This is a genomic window from Chitinophaga sp., assembly GCF_039596155.1.
Classification (GTDB): Bacteria; Bacteroidota; Bacteroidia; order Chitinophagales; family Chitinophagaceae; genus Chitinophaga.
Window position 1 is genome coordinate 1 of sequence record NZ_JBCNKF010000056.1, and the last position, 19686, is coordinate 19686.

The 19686-nt window shown below is 45.4% G+C and carries 11 protein-coding genes and 1 tRNA gene; 8 read left to right on the forward strand and 4 right to left on the reverse strand.

Annotated elements, in window-relative coordinates:
- From ABDW33_RS30725 to ABDW33_RS30750, 6 genes are all read left to right on the forward strand, one after another.
- Positions 1-2447 (forward strand): hypothetical protein (locus tag ABDW33_RS30725; protein WP_343693916.1); only part of this gene is annotated, 2447 nt, incomplete at its 5' end.
- Between the two features lie 61 nt (positions 2448-2508).
- Positions 2509-3954, forward strand: a complete 1446-nt coding sequence (locus ABDW33_RS30730) for a RagB/SusD family nutrient uptake outer membrane protein (protein ID WP_343693926.1) — start codon at positions 2509-2511, stop codon at positions 3952-3954.
- Positions 3955-4016: 62 nt separating this feature from the next.
- Entirely contained in the window at positions 4017-5102 is a 1086-nt protein-coding gene (locus tag ABDW33_RS30735) for a TlpA disulfide reductase family protein (protein WP_343693917.1), read from the forward strand.
- An 86-nt stretch (positions 5103-5188) separates the two neighbouring features.
- Positions 5189-6454, forward strand: coding sequence for a TlpA disulfide reductase family protein (locus ABDW33_RS30740; protein ID WP_343693918.1), 1266 nt, complete (start codon positions 5189-5191; stop codon positions 6452-6454).
- 10 nt (positions 6455-6464) lie between these two features.
- Positions 6465-7676, forward strand: a complete 1212-nt coding sequence (locus tag ABDW33_RS30745; RefSeq protein ID WP_343693919.1) for a TlpA disulfide reductase family protein — start codon at positions 6465-6467, stop codon at positions 7674-7676.
- 194 nt (positions 7677-7870) lie between these two features.
- Positions 7871-9283, forward strand: coding sequence for a TlpA disulfide reductase family protein (locus tag ABDW33_RS30750; RefSeq protein WP_343693920.1), 1413 nt, complete (start codon positions 7871-7873; stop codon positions 9281-9283).
- Between the two features lie 770 nt (positions 9284-10053).
- Here the strand turns inward: ABDW33_RS30750 and ABDW33_RS30755 are convergent.
- The 3 genes from ABDW33_RS30755 to ABDW33_RS30765 all read right to left on the reverse strand — a co-directional run bounded on the left by ABDW33_RS30755 (position 10054) and on the right by ABDW33_RS30765 (position 14312).
- Positions 10054-10126, reverse strand: a tRNA-Lys gene (locus tag ABDW33_RS30755).
- A gap of 80 nt (positions 10127-10206) precedes the next feature.
- On the reverse strand, positions 10207-12636 hold the full coding sequence (locus ABDW33_RS30760; protein WP_343693921.1) for a penicillin acylase family protein: 2430 nt from the start codon (positions 12634-12636) through the stop codon (positions 10207-10209).
- Between the two features lie 566 nt (positions 12637-13202).
- Complete coding sequence (locus ABDW33_RS30765) at positions 13203-14312, reverse strand: 8-amino-7-oxononanoate synthase (RefSeq protein ID WP_343693922.1); 1110 nt, start codon at positions 14310-14312, stop codon at positions 13203-13205.
- A gap of 86 nt (positions 14313-14398) precedes the next feature.
- On the opposite strand from ABDW33_RS30765, the gene ABDW33_RS30770 reads away from it, so the two are divergent.
- Positions 14399-14995, forward strand: coding sequence for a tRNA-(ms[2]io[6]A)-hydroxylase (locus tag ABDW33_RS30770; protein ID WP_343693923.1), 597 nt, complete (start codon positions 14399-14401; stop codon positions 14993-14995).
- A 51-nt stretch (positions 14996-15046) separates the two neighbouring features.
- On the opposite strand, the gene ABDW33_RS30775 is transcribed toward ABDW33_RS30770, so the two are convergent.
- On the reverse strand, positions 15047-17287 hold the full coding sequence (locus tag ABDW33_RS30775) for a patatin-like phospholipase family protein (protein WP_343693924.1): 2241 nt from the start codon (positions 17285-17287) through the stop codon (positions 15047-15049).
- A 210-nt stretch (positions 17288-17497) separates the two neighbouring features.
- On the opposite strand from ABDW33_RS30775, the gene ABDW33_RS30780 reads away from it, so the two are divergent.
- A complete protein-coding gene (locus tag ABDW33_RS30780; RefSeq protein WP_343693925.1) occupies positions 17498-18982 on the forward strand; it encodes an MFS transporter in 1485 nt (494 codons plus the stop codon).
- Positions 18983-19686 lie beyond the last annotated feature (704 nt).

Genomic DNA, 19686 nt, shown 5'->3' on the forward strand with positions numbered 1-19686 from the left:
TGAGTTCGCAGCAATTTATTGCCCTCTCCAGGGAACTGTTCCCACAATTTTTTCCATATTTCCCGGACTGGGAAACTGTTAATACTACCTTTGGAAACCTGCCTCATTTGCAGATACAATATGACCGCGCCCGAAACCTGATTACGCAGGAGCAGGCTGATTTTAAACTAGACAGCCTGGCCAGACTCTCCAACGCCGGTCAGATCGCAGATCTTTTTGTTAGAAATGCAAGTACATTAAACCAGACATTATCTGTTTCCGGTGGTGGAAAGGCGCATACCTTTTATGGTTCATTAAATCACGTTGGTACGCAAAGCAATACACCGGGAGAACAATACAATCAGTACAAAATTAACCTGAACAACAACCTCGTCATCAATAAGAGGATAACGGCTTTCATAAATGCAGACCTGACGAATACCGTGACCAGAAATGGCAATACCTATAAGCCCGCCCGTGACATTGTTCCTTATCAAATGTTCAAGGATGCAAATGGCAATCCTTTGAACATTAATTATTTAGGCAACTATAAAAATATTCCCCTACCGGACTCCATCAGGACCATTTACCAGTCACTAAGCCGCATCAATCTTGACTATAACCCATTACTTGAAAAGGACAGGGCTTACAGTAGCAGTAATGGGATTTTTGCCAGACTGGTCGGGGGGGTCAAGGTGAACCTTTTGAAAGGACTGGATTTCCAGGGTACCTATGGTTATAACCTTGGCAACACCAATACCCGGACAGTGAGGTTGCAGGACAATTATGAGATGAGATCCCAGGTTGTGGAATTTACGCAGGCAGAAGACGCTACAGTCGCTCCCGTATACAACCTTCCACAAATAGGTGGCAGCTTGATTACCGCAACCAGCTCCACCAGGGCCTGGACAATAAGAAACCAATTGGTATTTAACCGCGATTGGAAGCAGCACCAATTCACCCTGATGGCTGGACAGCAAGCTACCAGCAGCACGCCGGTTACGACAACAGCGACTTATTATGGCTGGGAAGATCAGTTGCAAACTTCAAGACCAGTAGATTTGGCGAGTTTAGGTAAAGGAATTAGTGGGGTCAGCGGGTTCGTAACATTACCAAACAATGTGGGTGGTTCAGAGGGCCGCATTGCCAGGACCACTTCCTATTTTGCTAACCTGGGTTACACTTTCGACAGGAAATATACGTTGAACGCCAGTTGGAGAATTGATGAAAGTAATTTGTTCGGACGGGATAAATCTGCACAGAACAGACCAGTTTACAGCATTGGTGGTAAATGGGCCTTAGGTAGTGAAACATTTATGGAAACGGCGACCTGGCTCAGTCAACTGGACGTTCGTCTGACCTATGGAATTACCGGTAATGCACCTTTTGCAGGAGCAGCAGCATCTTACGATATTCTGACTGCTCAAAGTGACCCTAATTATGTGACGGGAGCAGGCTATTTATTAAGTTCCCCCCGTAACACCAGGCTGACCTGGGAAGGCACAAAGGTTTACAATGCGGGTATTGACTTTTCCATATTTGAAAACCGGTTGAGTGGATCAATTGACGGGTATATTAAGAAAACGGAAGACCTGATTGGTCAACTGGCCACTTCGCCGCTATCAGGTTATGACAATGTCATTGGCAATTACGGTAATTTAGATAATAAAGGGATAGACATTGGATTGAATTCCGTAAACATCAGCACTGATGACTTTAGCTGGAGTACAGGGCTGACTTTTAGCTACAATAAAAACAAATTAACACGTCTGCTTGCGAATCCGCCGGTTACAGGGGATGAACTGAGTTTGCGGGAAAGAATGGTCGGTTACCCTTTATATACACTCTTCATTTATAATTATGGAGGCTTAAATGCTAATGGGGATCCACAAGTTAAACTTGCAGATGGTACTGTAACCTCCGAAATCAATGTAACTAAGCCAGAAGATATTCTTTACGCAGGTACGACCCAACCCGTCTGGTCAGGTGGGCTTCAGAATAATTTTCAGTATAAATCCTTCAATCTGGGTGCAAGCATAATTTACAGCGGAGGTTATACCATCACCAACAACAGTAACCCCGCAACAAATGAATCCATTCTCAGTACCAATTCCCTCCCACTGGATTTTTTGAACCGCTGGAAGGTCCCGGGTGATGAGAAAAGAACCGATATACCAAGATATGTACCTTCGGGTGACCTGGCAAGTGCCCGTAATATCGGCTACTTTAATCAGTCTCAACGATATGCCCTAAATGGAGCATATATCAAACTCCGTGACATCACCTTATCCTATAGCCTTCCGCAAATGTTGGTAAAATCAATGCATGCACAGGATATTTCCTTCCGGGTCCAGGTGAATAATTTACTGTTATGGACTGCCAATAAAAACGGCATAGATCCGGAATTCTTAGAGACGACACGGGACGCCCAGGGAACAATCAGTCTGGGCGTACACATTAGTTTTTAATTTTCAAATAGAATCTGACATGAAAATTTTTCGAAAATATATTTTGGGATCATTCGTGCTGATGGTGCTGATCGTTCCTGTATCCTGTAAACGTGAATTCCTGGAAATTGTACCTAAAGGCCAGACAATCGCTATAACTACAGCCGACTATGAGAAGATATTGAATGCAAATTATTTGGCAACCCAGTTCACCGCTGGCGTATACGAGGGCGATGAGATGGCTGCCTTGCAACCTTATTTCAATAACATGGATGGCACTGATTTGCTCCGGCAGCAACGTTTATTCAGGTATGAAGCGCGGGTATACAATGCTGCTGACTTGCCCAGCGAGGTTACCGGGGAAACAAACTATATCAGGAAACTTTACCTTTTTAATAAAGTTATTAATGAAGTTATGGATTCTAAAGGCGGAAGCGAAGAACAAAAACGTGCATTGCTCGCTGAAGCCAGAATGGGACGGGCCATCTGTAACTTCATGTTTCTATCCGATTTCACCAAACCCTATAATGCTGCTACCGCAGGTACCGATTTGGGTATCCCAAACCTTACTGTGGCAGATGTGAATCAAAAGAATTTTAAAAGAGGAACGCTGCAGGCAGGATATGATCAGGTAATCAGCGATTTAACTGAATCGTTACCTCATTTGAGTGCGCTTACACATCGCCGCAAGATTTCCAGATTGGCAGCAGAATTTTATCTTTCAAGGGTTTATATGGCGATGAATAATTTTGCCGCTGCCCAAAAACATCTTGACGCTGCGTTCCTGGAAGTTCAAAAAGCGCAGATTCCCCTGACACTGTATGATTATACAGTGGTGCTGGATCAGGAAAATCCAGGTGCAGCAGGATCCTGGTTTCCGGAAGGCGTTTTAGGTCTCAACAATGTCCCTATTGCAGCCAACAATACAGAAATTATTTATAATATCAATGCAGGCTGGTTTCAATTTCAAGCTGTTAATGCATTTGTTTTTAGTCCTCAAACAGCCGCCTTATATGCTCCAACTGACAGACGTTTAAACTTGTATTCACCCTTCAAATTATTTACAACTACAGCATATCCACAGGGAATGAGACGCCGTAATACAGATTTCTTTAATGGAATAAATATCGGACCCTCGCTGCCTGATTTATATTTAATGCGTGCAGAGTGTAAAGCCAGGTCAAATGATCTATCCGGGGCAGTAGCCGATTTGGAAGTTTTGCGCACCAAACGGATTGCCGGCACAGCCGCCCTTGTTCCTTCCGGCATTGCTGCAAGTCAACAAGCACTCGTGAAATTTATCCTGGATGAACGCATCCGCGAATTCGCCATCACTGGTTTACGATGGCTGGATATGCGTCGTCTTTCTGTCGACCCGGTATACAGCAATCACATTGATTTTACACACAGGATTTACGGTCCGAACGGCGTAGTGACCGCTACGTATCAACTTACACCTGAAAGGTTCGCACTTAAATTTGGAGAGCGCATGCTTAATGAAAACAAAGGTTTAGAAGAAAATCCATAGCATAAAATAACAGTTAACGAATTGCCGCTTACGCCGGCAACATTTTGAAATTCAACAGAGATATGAATAAACTAATGATCTTGGCAACAGCTTGTATGTTGCCGGTATTGTCAATTGCGCAAACCAGTTATCACATTAAAGGACAGTTGCCAACTGGCCACCAGGCAATTAAAGCGGTCATGTCCTACCCACCTGATGATAAAGGAGGAGAATACAAATCGGATACCGCGCTGATCAAAAATGGACAATTTGGGTTCAGCGGCAAGATCGGAAGGCCTCAACTTGCAGAGCTCAACTTAATCATACCACGTTCTAAGGCGAAGCCGGATCAGCAAAAATCACCAGACGAAAGCGGATCCATGAAAAATGTGGGCTTATTTTACCTCGACGGGGACATCAATGTAACCTTTGATCGTGAAGGAATGGCCTCCTATACTGGTGGAGGAAACGAACAAAAAGCATGGGAGTATTATGGCAGTGAGTTCAGCAAGCGATTAAATGCTGCAGATAAAAACGCGGATGGTATAGCGCTTATTGCTGATGCAACCAGGGAAGTGATCCGTAGCTATCCTGACAGTTACGTCAGCGTCGACCTGTTAGATATATTTACTCAGGCCGCCATTAATCCTGACCTTGTCGAACCAATGTACGATGGATTAAGCCAACGCATGCAGCAATCTGAAAAGGTGCTGAACTGGAAACCGAAATTAGACAAGGCAAGAGATCTCGTAAGCGGAAAAGTTGTAGCTCCCGGATTTACCATTAATGATACAGATGGTCATCCTGTCTCCCTAAGCGCATACAGGGGCAACTATGTTTTAGTTGATTTTTGGGCCAGCTGGTGTGTCCCATGTCGCAGGGAGAACCCCAATGTTTTAGCCGCCTACGAAAAGTATAAGAACAAAAACTTCAAGGTTCTGGGCATTTCACTGGATACTGAAAAAAAGTTGTGGCTGAAAGCCATTAAAGAGGATAAGCTTCCCTGGAAACAGGTTTGCGACTTTAAGGCCGAACAAGGCAAGGCAGCAAAGGCCTACGAGATCTCTAGCATACCCTCCAATGTATTGATCGATCCCAACGGTAAAATTGTGGGTAAAGACCTCAGGGGTGGTGCGCTCCATGACCGCCTGGCAGAATTAATCAGATAATGAGGAAACCATCATAGGCAGACAAGCTTAAAAATCGCAATGAATAGCATTATGATGACCTCGTAACAACTAAAAAAAATCTACTGATGAAAAAAATCGTCTTTTTGCTGTTAATGATTTCCAGCACGTGCTGGGCACAGCAGCTTGCAAAAAAAAATAAATATGGGATCGATGAGTTCATGCGGATAGAGAAAGTTGAAGACCAGGAAAAGAAATACAATGAAGTGCTAAGGGAGCCTGCTGAACACCTGACACCTACTGCCTTAAATGATCTGCGTGCGGAACTGGCTTATAGGTGGTTGGCCAAGGGCAATATAGAACGTTATAGATTTTATAAAGCAACCAAGCCGAAATTTTCTTACCGCCAGGCGCTTTATCTATCTTATGCCGTAGAAAAACTGTTTGATGAAAAAAGGCAGTATGAGGACGCTGCGCAGATTTCCGGGGAACTATTAAACAACGCCGGGACTGAAAGGACTTGCGTATTGTTAGAGGTAAACGCAGCTGCCAATGCCAGGCTGGGGCATGTAGATGTAGCCAAAAGACAGATCGCCAGGTCAGATGCTGATAAAGGAAGTGCCGACCGGCTAATTAAGTATTTTAAGGATTCTCATTCGAATTACCTGAATCGCCTCGCCATCGTAAAGTTGGCTGCGGGAGAGTATCAACAGGCATACGATATCCTTGTCAAAGCTTTTAGAGAGGCTGAAAGCAACCCGTATATGGTGGATACATTTAAAGAAGCATTTAAAAAAGTAAAAGGGACTGAGGACGGATGTGAAGATGAGCTCCAATCACTGAAAAGGGAAGCTTATCAAAAATACTATAAAGAAGTTGAGAATTCCTATGTAGCAGCTGCACAGCAAACACTGGATGGATTCATTCCAGATCCAAAAGATGCCGGGAAAAAACTTACCACCTTCCGTGCTACAAGACCCGTCCACGGGTTTACGATGACTAACCTCGAGGGAAAAACGGTTAATCTCAGTGATCAAAAGGGAAAGATCCTTGCGCTGGATTTTTGGACTACGCTGTGTACGCCCTGCGTTGCGGCTTTCGCCGGATTTGAGAAAGTGGTTGCCGACTACAGGAAAGATGAATTCCAGCTGTTCGTCGTGAACTTGTTTGAGGACGATCAGGCCGTTAAGGCTTTTGCTTCACAGAAACCTGTCACGCTAGACGTTTTGAGGGACGAAGAGAATAAAACGTACGATGTTCGCGCAACACCAACTAAAATCGTATTCGATCCGATGGGGAATATCAGGTTCTTCGCAACTGGTTATGCCGGTTCTACCGACCGGGAATACTATAAGCTGAAAGCCATGGTCGAAATCATAAAAGCACATAGTTAATCGAAACGATATGAGAGGATTAGTTGTAATGATGATACTGATGTCCACTTACGTACATGGGCAGCAGTCGCAAAAGGACATCGCTAAAAAATTTAATGGTCTTGTAAACGTTGAGGACGAAGAGCATTTCTATAATGAACTCCGCTCAAAATATTCCGCTGACCCGGCAAAGCCAGCGCCATATGATGAATATCGTGCGCAGTTGGCGATCGACTGGCTGAAGGAAGGGAATATTGATAAATATTATTTCTACAAAAACACCAATCCCAGGTTTACAGCAATTCAATTGTTTGAACTTTCTAACCTGCTTGAATCCTGGGTAGACAATGACCAGCATATTGAATGGGTACAACAAATTTCCAAACAGGTACTGGACGAAATCGCACACAAAGGACACGATGATTCCTTTGACCGGAACGGGACTTTACTCGAAGTGAATGCAGTGGCTAATGCAAAGCTCGGCAACCTGGCTATCGCGATGGAAAATATCAAAAAGTCGGATAAAAATGCCATGTACAGGAAAATACCTTACTTCAGAAATTCCGATGCCAATTACCTGAACCGTCTTGGTATCATCCTGTTAGCGGCTGGCCAGCCTCAACGCGCGTTCGATATGTTGTCGAATGCGGTGCGTACGGCTATCTCCACGCCCAAAACAGTTGCCAGCTTAAAACTCGCCTACCAGCAGGTAAAAGGTAGCACAGCCGGGATGGACAACTATGTCAGTTCGCTACAGGAAGAAGCCTATCAAAAAATTGCAAAGGAAGTCGCCGAAGCCTGGATTACTGATACTAAACCTGTACCGGATGTCTCTCTAACAGATATGAATGGAAAAGCTATTAAGTTAACTGATTACAAAGGTAAAATTGTAATGATTGATTTTTGGAGTACAGTTTGCAAACCATGCGTTGCGGCATTTCCGGCATTCGAGCGTGTAATGGAATTGTACGGTAAGGAACCCTTCCAGTTGTTTGTGATCAATGAGGGGGAAAGCCCGGAGATAGTTAGACCCTTTATGGAAAAGAAAGGCTACAAACTGGATGTATTATTTGATCAGGATGAGACAATTTTCAAAGCGCTGGGCGCATTGGGTACTCCTCAGAAATTCATCATTGATGCGAAAGGAAACATCAATCAAACAAGCGTTGGTTATGCCGGTTCAGATGACAAGGAATTTTATAAGTTGAAAGCGATGGTGGAACTCGCCAAAGCAAAATATTGACCGGATAATGATAAGGGGCTTACAACTTTGGACGGTAGTGGGCATACACAGCTGGATCAAAGACAACAAAGAACAAAATTATGATGTTCCAGCTGATCATTTTCTTACATACCGGACAGCATCGAATGTAGCCAAAGGCTATACAGAATTTCCAGCCGCCGTCTCACAATTTTTAAAACATTAACAAATAGCAAATGAAAAAAATAATTTTTACTGTACTGATGCTCAGCTGCCTGAGTACAGTGGCACAACGAAGCGAAAAAAAAGATACAAATTCCACGTTAGCGTCATTAAAGCATACAAAAGATAAGACAGTCCTTAACCAAAAAATCAAAGCGTTGGAAAATGGTTCCGACCAGGATCTATGGACATTGATCCAGTATTATGATAAAAATGAAGTTAAAAAAAATGCGGTAACCAGGATACTGCTCCAAAAGTATCCTCAAAGTCAAAACGCACAAATGGCGAGAATCAGTTCATTTCTTAAGCTCAAAGGAGTGGAAGACATAGAAACGCATCTGCAGAACATGATCAAAGACTACCCTGGTGTCAATTTAGATCTGGAGAAAAGTTTTGTGGCCAATATGTATGCTAATGAAATGAATCCTGCGAAAACGCTACAATATATCAACGCCATTGATGATCCTGGATTTCGAATACAGGCCTTAATGATGGCCACAGAAGAAATGGCTGCAATAAATGATACAAAGGCCATGGAGTTTGCTTCTGGCGAATTGGAAAACGTCAAAAAAATGAAAGACATGGCAGCCTTAAATGGGCCGCGGAAAATAGATCCCAAATCTGCTTATAATAATTTTATTAACCTCTACGGTAAGCTACTCTTCAAAGCCGGAAAAAATGAAGAAGCCTTCCGTTATACTGCTGAAGCTTATCATAACATTAAAAAAAAGGACGAGGAGCTGATTGAAAATTATGCTTTGCTGTCCAGTTTGAACGGCGACTACGAGCAAACATTACCGATATTGGCAAAAGCAGTAGAGGAAGGAAAGTTCGAGCAGAGGTACATCGACCAGGTCAAAAAAGGTTATACAAAGCTGAACCCCGGTAAGGATGCGGATGCATACGTCCAGGAGTTGAAAAATACATTTATCAAAAAAATCAGGGCAAATATTTCTTCAATGATGGTTCATGAAGCAGCACCTAATTTTATCGTAACAGATGTGAACGGGAAAAAAGTTTCGCTGGCGGATTTTAAAGGCAAAACCATTGTGCTGGATTTTTGGGCTACCTGGTGCGGTCCGTGTGTAGAGTCATTCCCCGCTATGCAGATGGCTGCAAACCGCTATGTTAATGACCCGGATGTAAAATTTCTCTTTATTTATACCTGGAATAACGTACCGGACTTGTTAAATGATGGCAAAAATTTCCTGGCAAAACGCAACTATACATTTGATCTGTATTTGGATCCGAGAAACCCGGATACTAAGCATTGTGCTGCTGCGGATGCCTTCAAAATTGATGGGATCCCTGCCAAATTTATCATTGATGGTAAAGGAAGGATCAGGTTTAAAGTGTCAGGATTTGAGGGGAAAGCTGAAACCGCTGCAGAAGAAGTTGTACAGATGGTTGAAATGGCCCGCAAATAACCAGGACAGGCACCTGGAGATTTTTTGCACCTGGAGGATTTTGCAGCGAGTCCGTTTCGAAATAGACCCGGACGGTCGTTGAATCAGGTTATTGGATCAGGGCGAAATAAAAAAGAGGATAGCTACATATTAGTAGTTATCCTCTCTAGTGACCTCTAATATCGAAAAATCGAACCAGATTATTGATGATTTGACTAAGATCTAATCTCTTAATCTAAATATAGCGTTCGTAAAGTATCCATAAATCGTGGCCATCGTACCAGGTATGTCCGGAAAGATAGAGCTCATAATCATCATCTACCTCTTGAGCGCCGAAATGTATAGTCATTATTTCATTATTGCCAGCTAAACGCTGTAAGTCAGGATTCCACTCGCTTACTAACATGGCTATTTTATCTCGAATTACGCTAATCATTGGTACTGTATTAATTCAGTAAATCTGGAATTGCGATAGTGATTCTATCCAATAATTGCTTATATAACTCATAAGGAAATTCATTTTCCCGATTCTTTAGAAAACTTCTTTCGGTAAGTAAATGAAAATTCTTTTTTAGCTGATAAAGCGCAATGATCAAAAATTGTTTTTGCTTAATCCTGAATGTGCTACTTTTTCGTAACCCGTGACCTGGAGGCCATGTCCTCCAGCAAATGTGCCCACTTCTATTGAAAGAATATGGCGTTCATTTTCGAGTCTATTTTGGGAAAAGGCACTGGCCCCCCCTAAAAACAAAAGCGCTTCAAGTCCTGGACTTGAAGCGCTTAATTTCCTGTGATCCCGTTGGGACTCGAACCCAAGACCCATACATTAAAAGTGTATTGCTCTACCAACTGAGCTACGGAATCATTCCCTTTCTTCGTGATTGGGAGTGCAAAGATAGGAATTAATTAATTTCTTCCAAATCCTAATGCAATTATTTTTTAAATTAATTCAACATCATTCTGTACTTCACCGCCGGATCCTCGCGCTGGTCGGGCTTAAACAAATGAAGCAGATAATATTTTCCATTCACCCAATCCTGCACCGCATTATCATAATACGGGTTTCCGGGATTGCCACTTTCCCCGCCAGGATAGATCCCATAAGCTTCTACAGGGTTGCCCATCTGTACGATCATCCGCCAGGACGGACCATGATTCTCCTTGATACAATTCACAATATGCCTGCCACCACCAGTGTATAAATGATAGGCGCCAAACGGAACAATACTCCGCGTAATGTGCCTGATGTCTGTACCACGGTAACGCCCCCACTCTAATTTATGCTTTGCTTCCAGCACCTTTGCAGTGTCTGCAGCTTTGACCAGTGCCTGGTACATCAGGCCGGACAAGGTTTCTTTCTCCGGCGTGTTGATGTTATCTATGAAATGAAATGCAGAGTCTTTGATCATCAGGTTCAGCGTAGTCTTCTCCCATACGTTCTGATAAATTTCATCTCCGAACTGTGCCATGTCATCGGCCCAGATCTCATTCTGCAGGTTATTCCACATCAGCTGAAACACCGTAGCGGCCTTGCTATCAGGTGTACTCTGCTGGTTCCAGTCAGCCAGCAGCGCCCAGTACTTTTTCTGTTCCGCTGTCAGCAATGATTGCGGCAGATGCTTGCCAAATACGGGAATAGCTGCCCTTGCCAGCAGGTTCGTGTAATCATTTTGCAGGGCCATCATATCCTGAATGGTGATCTGGCTATCTGCTGCCAGCACTTCGTTGATACGCTTGCCACGGAAAAGGTCGTACCCACCCACAAAGTGGTAGGGATAGGTATCATCGGTCGGATTCTGATTGGCAGAGCTAACAAAACCGCGGGCCGGATTATATAAATGTGGTAATTCGTTCTGAGGGATATAGCCCTGCCATGCAAACGTACTGTCGTCTCCCGGCATGATGAATTTCCCCTGGTCCTGCCAGCGCAAAGGGTATTTACCATTGTGCCAGATAGCAATGTCACCTTCTCTTGATGCAAACGCGAAGTTCTGTGCGGGACATTGATAATCCTTGATGGCAGCAAGATAGTCGTCGTAATTCTTTGCCTTGTTCAGGAGCAGGAAAGTACGCAGTTCATTCGAAGGATCATGTGCCTTCCAGCGCATAGCGAGGAACTGAGGTGCTTGTTCCTTTTTCTGTTCCTTAGGGAAGGTATTATCATAGGCAACCGGTCCCCATACTGTATAGGCAATTGTATCATAGAAAGGCTGGCGCCCCCTGATATCGATCTTTTCTACGCGCAATGTCGCATCCCGGTAGGCCCCGTTGTAAAGATACTGTTTGCGGCCGTTGCGGAATTTCAATTGGTAAAAATCCTTTACATCTTCTTCTCCATTGGTCACTCCCCAGGCAATATCATTATTAAAGCCAATGATCACACCGGGTGCACCAGGTAAAGAAGCGCCGTAGGTATTCATCTGGGGGGTATGTAACTGAATTTCGTACCAGAGTGACGGCAGACTCAGGCCCAGGTGCGGGTCACTACACAGGATGGGCGCGCCGGAGCGGGTTTTGGAACCGGCTACGGCCCAGTTGTTACTCCCGTTGTCCGGATCAGGCTTTTCCTCCCTGAAATGCTGTAAAGCTTCTGCCAGTCTGATAATACTATCTGGTGGCGGCACTGCCTTCAGAGTGGCCGGATCGAAGTGTGTGTGCCTGGGCACAATCGGATCCAGACTATCATTGAAATCCGGGTACATCAGGTCGAAATCCTGTTTACTGAAAATGCGACGGGCATTCGTGTACTCAAGGTCTTCAGATTCACCCGCCAGATCGTTTGCCATCAGTTTGAGAAGGATGGCAGATTTCAGGGAGGTCCACTTTTCTGGTTTATAATCCAGGAGCTTATATTCTATAGGCAGCGATGCCTTGTTCAGCGATTCGATATACGTATTTACACCGGCAGCGTAAGATTCAATCGCTGTTTTGGTGAGGGGGTCTTTCTCCATTTCCTTTAATGCCACTTCAGCACTATAGATCATGCCACGGCGGCGTTGTAACCGGTCGTATTCCAGCATCTGAGGCCCCAGGATCTCTGACAGGCGACCTGCGGCAGCGAACGTCTGTAACTCCATCTGCCAGAGGCGGTCACGCGCATGGATGAACCCCTGGATATAATAAGCGTCCGCGTCTTTTTCTGCGAAAATATGGGGAACCATACGGTCATCCAGCCACACCTCAGCCTTGCCGGTAAGACCCGGAAGGTCGATGGTTTCATTGTAGTCTTTGCTGATGGGGGTCGCATTTTGCCAGAAGCCTTCCTGTGGACTGAGGAGAGGTCCTACGGGCGGCAGTGCCCCCCATTTTTTGGACAAAGTAAAAATAAGTAAAGCGGTTATTCCGGTCGAAATGGCAAATGGTAGAATTCTCATAGAAAAGCAGTGAGTAGCTAATATACATTTTTTAGGGAGGAAGTACGTGCTGACGGGGTATTAATAACGAAAAAATAGAGATGACCTGCCTGTAAAACGGGTATAACGCGGAGATAACCCGCAGATAACCCGCCTTTTTATAGATGCGGGTTATGGGCGGGTTATAGGCGGGTTATCTGCGGGTTATCTGCGGGATATCTCCGAAGAAGCGCTATAGTAGGTCTAGTCCTGAAATAGGTTTACACGATGGTTAATTAATCCTGTTTGAAGTTTACAATGTTTGGATATAATCCTTTTATCAGGTTACAGCTCCCTTTCTTCCGGACTTCCACCTGGCTGTTATTGCTCCCGATGCTTGCTGGTATGCCTGATCAGGAGTCGGTCTGGTCCTGATCAGGTTTACATCCGGGTGAATTGATCCTGTTAAGGCTACAATGCTTGCTGCCAGCAACGTCTTTGTGACAAGAGCACACTGTCCCCGTCCCGCCTGAGCGGAGCGAACCAGGAGATCTGCTTTACAGTAAAAAGGAATGTTGTTATGGATGCATTACCATATAAGGTGGGCGTTACCGGGTCAGGACAGCAATACACTTGTCTACCTCCTGCTCCGTGTTAAAACTATGTAACACGATCCGGAGGCGTTCCTTCCCTTTGGGCACTGTTGGATGTAAAATTGGCCGGATATCCAGTCCCTCCTGCTGCAGACGTGTTGCCAATTCACGGGTAGCTGCATTTCCAGGGGTCAAAACGACCTGAATAGGCGTCTCGCTGGGCAATGTATCGAGCGCTGCCACGCCCTTCCGGAAACGGGCAATTAATGCCGCCAGGTGTGCCCGGCTTTCCTGCATGTAAGGGAACAGGTCGTAACTGGCCATAATCGCCGCCATGGCGGTTGGCGGTAATGCCGTGGTATAGATAAATGAGCGGGAAAAATTGATAAGAAAATCACGTAAATGACTGGAGCCTAATACGACCGCACCATGACAGCCCACCGCTTTGCCAAAAGTATGTACCCTGGCAAAACATTGGTTTTCCAGGCCAAGGTGCTGTACCAGCCCTTCCCCTTTTGCACCTGCTACCCCGGTCGCATGGGCTTCGTCTACAATGAGAAAGGCCCCTGCCCTGTCACATATCCCGGCGATGGCAGATAAGGGAGCAAAGTCACCATCCATGGAGTAGATTGACTCTACTGCCACAAATACATGACCGGTGGCGTGCGCCAACTTCTTTTCGAGGTCAGGGGTGTCGTTATGCAAAAATGAGAATGCCTGTGCTTTGGAAAGACGGATGCCATCCCGGATACTGGCATGGATCAGGGAATCGTAAATGATCGTATCCCCTTTTTGAGGAACAGCGCTGAATAATCCCAGGTTGGCATCGTAACCTGAATTGTAGATCAACCCGGCAGCACTTCCGTGAAAAGCGGCCAGCATGGACTCGGTTTCCTCTACCCAGGGGTAGTTGCCCGCCAGCAGGCGGGATCCCGTACTGCCATGCGCAAATGGACGGGCAGCCAGCAAATTGTGCACTGCTTCCTGCATAGCCATACTTTTTGCCAGGCCCAGGTAGTCATTAGAGCAGAAGTCTACCATACCAGGTGCAGGTAAACGTAATTCCCGGAGAGCGTGTTGCTCTTTACGAGCCACTAGTTGAGATAAAAGAAAATCTTCTTTCATTTTTCAAAGCTAAGTAACTTTGCGGACGATAATTAATGAAAAGCAACTTTGCCTGCCCCGCAGGTAAGCCAATATAAACATCGCGCATGAGTAAAGTATCTATCCTTGGTTTGCATCTTCCTTCTGACCCTCGTTGGGTGAATCTGGCGGCTATTTCTCTTGAAGAAGTACTGACAGACCATGCTTTTTGCGAGCAAAAGGCGGCGACGTCCTGTATTTCACTGATCCAGCGGTATCCGCACAGAGATAGACTGGTACAGGAACTGGCGCCTATTGTAACGGAAGAGTGGGGACATTTCAGGCAGGTATTGGCAGAAATGCGGAAGCGTGGGTTTCAGTTAGGCAAGCAACGGAAGGATCTATACGTAAATGCGTTGCTGTTGCATCAGAATAAAGGTGGAGACCCGGACACGGTATTCCTGGATCGCCTGCTGACGTTTGCCTTGATCGAAGCCAGGAGCTGTGAGCGCTTCAGGTTGTTGAGTGAGGGATTGGAAGATGAGTACCTGCGTGAATTTTACCGGAAGTTTATGATTTCGGAGGCGGGGCATTACCGGTTGTTTATCGACCTGGCGAATGAATATCTGCCGGAGGAACAGGTGAAAACAAGGTGGCAGGAGTGGTTGACAATTGAGGCGGATATTATGGATAAGATGGAGGTAAGAGGAGATAGAATGCATTAAGTGAGCAATTATCACTTAATGCATATAACTTTTGAAAACAGCCATTTCTTATCAGAAGTTAAATCCAATATTTACATAAAAGCGTAACCGCCCATCCTGGTTACAATACATCATTGTACCTTCTATAGGCCCCATGAATGTAGAATAGCCCGTTGAAATGCCATACCCACTCAGGTACTTATATTTCTGATCCACATCGCCCATAAAATCATATACTGCTGCGCCAATCCTTGGGGTGGTAAAAATATTCCTGGCTACTTCATACTGGTAGGCCAGTTGCAATGTAGCGGCAGATGATGTACTCACCTCCCCTTCCAGTATCCCGACAAAAGGCAGCTGGTTCCTGAATACGTTGTTCAGCCCACCAATCTGGAATGCATTGATCGGCCCCTGCCTGTGATTAAAGTTCACACCACCCCCCGCCTGTATTTGCAAAGCACCCCTAAAGCCAAATGGAATATGATATTTTGCCTGCAACATCGCGCGCTGGTATTCGGCAAAATTGAAATTGGTAGAATCCAATGGCTGCTGCACCCCATCACGGAAGACCCTGAAATTCGGATTTTCATTGTACACCCATCCTGCCTCAAATTGCAAGTCCATCCCTTTGCGTGGATAGATCTTCCTGTCGAGGGAGTTGATACCTGCATAGAAATAGCTGTTCAGCTGTGTGCTGTTACCACGGATCTCCTGCTCGTCGGCAAAGCGCGGGTTCAGGTTGAGAAACTCCCAACGTGTGCCGACACCTATTGCCATGATACTGTTTAAGGTATACTGGAAATGAATATCTGTACTCAGGTATTTACTGTGAAAATCCTGTTTTGCTTTCAGGTTTTCGTAGTGGGTCATCGCGTTATCCTCGAAGTAGAAGCCCAGGCCCACGCCAAAGTTCCGGTCATGACCGGTGTATTTAAAATATTCTGCCTGTATACGGGGATTTTCGCTGATAGCGACAGTCACAAATGCCCGTGAGTTAGGTACGATGAAGTTGCGTTGCGTAATATTCACGATGGCGCTGGCGTTCGTAAAACTGTTATAGCTCAGTGCGAACTTCACATACGTAAGCGGGTTTTCTTCCACATTCACGTTCATGATAGTCTGGCGGTTGCCAGCTGGCACCAGGTCGTAGGTGATCATTTTATAGAAGCGGGTACCGAATACATTCAATACGGCTTCTTTGATATGTTCAGAGGTGTAGCAGCCTCCGGGTTTGAGACCGAGCCTGCCTAAGAAGAATTTCTCATCGGAATGCTTCAGGCCATTGACACGGATCTGCGCCAGTTCGATATCGGCGGTGAAAGGCAGGCGGTCTTTTTCGAAAGGGGGCAACGGATAGATGGCCTGCAGGGAGTCTGCGAGGTGTTTGAAGACAGGGTACATCTCTCTTCCTTTGCGTTTACCTATTTCGATGATGGAATCAACGCTGCCGAAGCTGGCGGCACTGTAGTTTTCCAGTTTATGCTGGATAAAGATATCGCAGAGTTGCCGTTCGTCTTTGAAGTCATCTGCATCTTTGTAGAAGCCGAGTTGCTGGATAACGTCCAGGGGAGTCTGTAACTGGTCCGATTTGCGCAGCCCTTCGGCGACGTTGGAACCGATCATGATATCCGCCCCCATTTCCTTGGCAGTAATAACGGGGAAGTTTCGTACAACGCCTCCATCCACCAGTTTACGGTCGCCGATATTGATGGCCGTGAAGATAGAAGGGATGGCCATGCTGGCGCGGATTGCGGTTACTACATCACCTGTGTCAAGCGTGACGATGGCACCGTTTGCCACATCGGTGGCAATACATTTAAAAGGAATATTGAATTGGGAGAAATCCCTCACGCCATTGGCGGGCCAGCACATGCGGGCGAGCTCCAGCCATAGTTGTTCGCCGGCGATCACGCCGGAAGCGAGTTTGGGCTTACCAAATTCAAAGGGAATTTCGATAATGTATTTATTATACTCTTTCTTTTCTTCGTAGGAGATGTCGGTCAGTACAGGTTGGTTGGTGAAGAGGTTATTCCAGTCAAGTTCCCGGGCCATTTTTTCGATGCCGGTGCCGGAGTAGCCCATGGAATAGAGGGCGCCGACGATACTTCCCATACTGGTTCCGGTCAGGTAGTCTATTTTTAATCCGGCGCTGTCGATGGCTTCGAGTATCCCTATATGTGCCAGGCCTTTGGCACCACCTCCGCTGAGGGTAAGCCCGATTTTGGGACGGACAGCCCCTGACTGCTGTGCAAAGATGACGGCAGGCAATAGAAAGCTCCCTAACCAACTAACAAATACCCTCCTGAAACGCATATATCTTGACTGTATAAACCCTTATTTGACCCGAAGGTAGCAGAATAAGTTCAATGAAAAGTGACTTTTCCCATAGTTATAGATGGCCAATCCAACGAAAATCTACGGCGAAACCGCCTCTTCAAAAAATATAATATTTACGTTTTTTTTATTATTTTATACGACTATTTGTAGCATTTCAAACTATTAGGACTACATAGATTCTCACGTATGAATAAACAAAAGACTGCGCACAACATCTGGCAGGTGATCCTGGCTTCCTCAGCCGGCACCCTGATAGAATGGTATGATTTCTACATTTTTGGCAGCTTATCTGCGATAATTGCTGAAAAGTTTTTCCCGCCCAGTAATCCGGATCTGGCTTACATTATGACATTGGCTACGTTTGCCGTAGGTTTCGTGGTCCGGCCTTTTGGAGCAATTGTGTTCGGGCGACTGGGCGACATTGTGGGGCGGAAATATACCTTCTTACTTACCCTGCTTATTATGGGCGGGTCTACATTTGCCATTGGGTTAGTGCCGGGGTATGCCAGTATTGGGGTCATGGCGCCAATAATTGTGTTGTTGCTGAGATTGTTGCAGGGATTGGCATTGGGTGGTGAATACGGGGGTGCGGCTACTTATGTGGCGGAGCATTCCGCGCATGATCAGAGAGGTTACTATACCAGTTTTATACAGACTACGGCTACGCTGGGACTGTTCGTATCACTGGCAGTCATCCTGATTACCAGGAGTAGTATGACGACAGAGCATTTTAACGACTGGGGGTGGCGGGTGCCGTTCTGGTTGTCGGTGTTGTTGGTATTGATGTCTTATTATATAAGGATCCGGTTGCAGGAGTCGCCGGAGTTTGCGCAGCTAAAGGCCGAAGGAAAGACGGCAAAGAATCCCATCAAAGAGAGTTTTGGGAAGAAGGAGAACCTGAAGGTAGTATTGCTGGCATTATTTGGTGCGGCCATGGGGCAAGGGGTGATCTGGTACACGGGGCAGTTTTATGCATTGTCTTTTTTGCAGAAGACAATGAACGTGGAGTTTGTGCAGTCGAATGTAATTATAGCGATCGCGTTGGTGTTGGGTACGCCGTTCTTTATCTATTTTGGCAGATTGTCGGATAAGATCGGGCGGAAAAAGATCATGATGTCGGGGATGCTGATAGCGGCGTTGGCGTATTACCCGATATATGCCAGGATGGACCGGATTGCGGATGTGCGTTTGAAGACGGAAGTAACGGCGAAGTATACGATAGAGAATTCTATGGCGAGGAATGATAAGATGCAGAATGTGGAGAAGACGGTAAGGACAAGGGTGTATGACGATGAGACGAAGGTAAGGGAGACGGTGGTAAATACAGATGGAAAGGAAGAGAAAAAGATGGAGGTGGTCGTTGGCACGAGTGGGTTGATACAGCTGGTGCTGCTGGTATGGGTGCAGGTGATTTTTGTGACGATGGTGTATGGACCGATAGCGGCGTTCCTGGTGGAATTGTTCCCGGCGAGGATCAGGTATACGTCAATGAGTTTGCCTTATCATTTGGGGAATGGGGTGTTTGGAGGGTTGTTGCCAACGGTGGCAACGATATTGGTGACGGCGACACATCATCACCTGGCGGGGCTGGTGTATCCGATTGGGGTGGCGTTGATTTGTTTTGTGATCGGGGTGGTGTTTATAAAAGACAATATGATATCGAAGGAATAACAGGGTGAGTGGTGCGGCATGCTGCAGTGCTGTTCAGGGAGTCGTGCTATGTGGCCGGTTTTGGTTTTGGGGACTGAGTGCCTGAAACCAAAACCGGCTATTTTAATTGTTTGTAATGTGAGTGGGTTGGCAGGATGGTGGAAGTTGTTCGGATGAAGCGGTTATATGGGATTGACGGGTGAAATGACAGATCAGATTAGTGTGAATGAATGGGCAAAATGAATGATGGATTTATTGCAAAATGACCAGTAAATTGACAGGCCAGATTACTGTAAATGAATGGGCAAAATGATTGGCGAATTCATTGCAAAATGACCAGTAAATTGACAGGCCAGATTACTTTGAATGAATGGGCAGAATGATTGATGGATTTATTGCAAAATGACCAGTAAATTGACTGGCCAGATTAGTGTGAATGAATGGGCAAAATGATTAACGAATTCGTTGCAAAATGACCCGTAAATTGACAGGTCAGATTACTGTGAATGAATGGGCAGAATGATTGGTGAATTCATTGCAAAATGACCCGTAAATTGACAGGTCAGATTAGTGTGAATGAATGGGCAGAATGATTGGTGAATTCATTGCAAAATGACCCGTAAATTGAATGGCCAGATTACTGTGAATGATTTGGCGAAATGAATGATGGATTCATTGCAAAATGACCCGTAAATTGAATGGCCAGATTACTGTGAATGATTTGG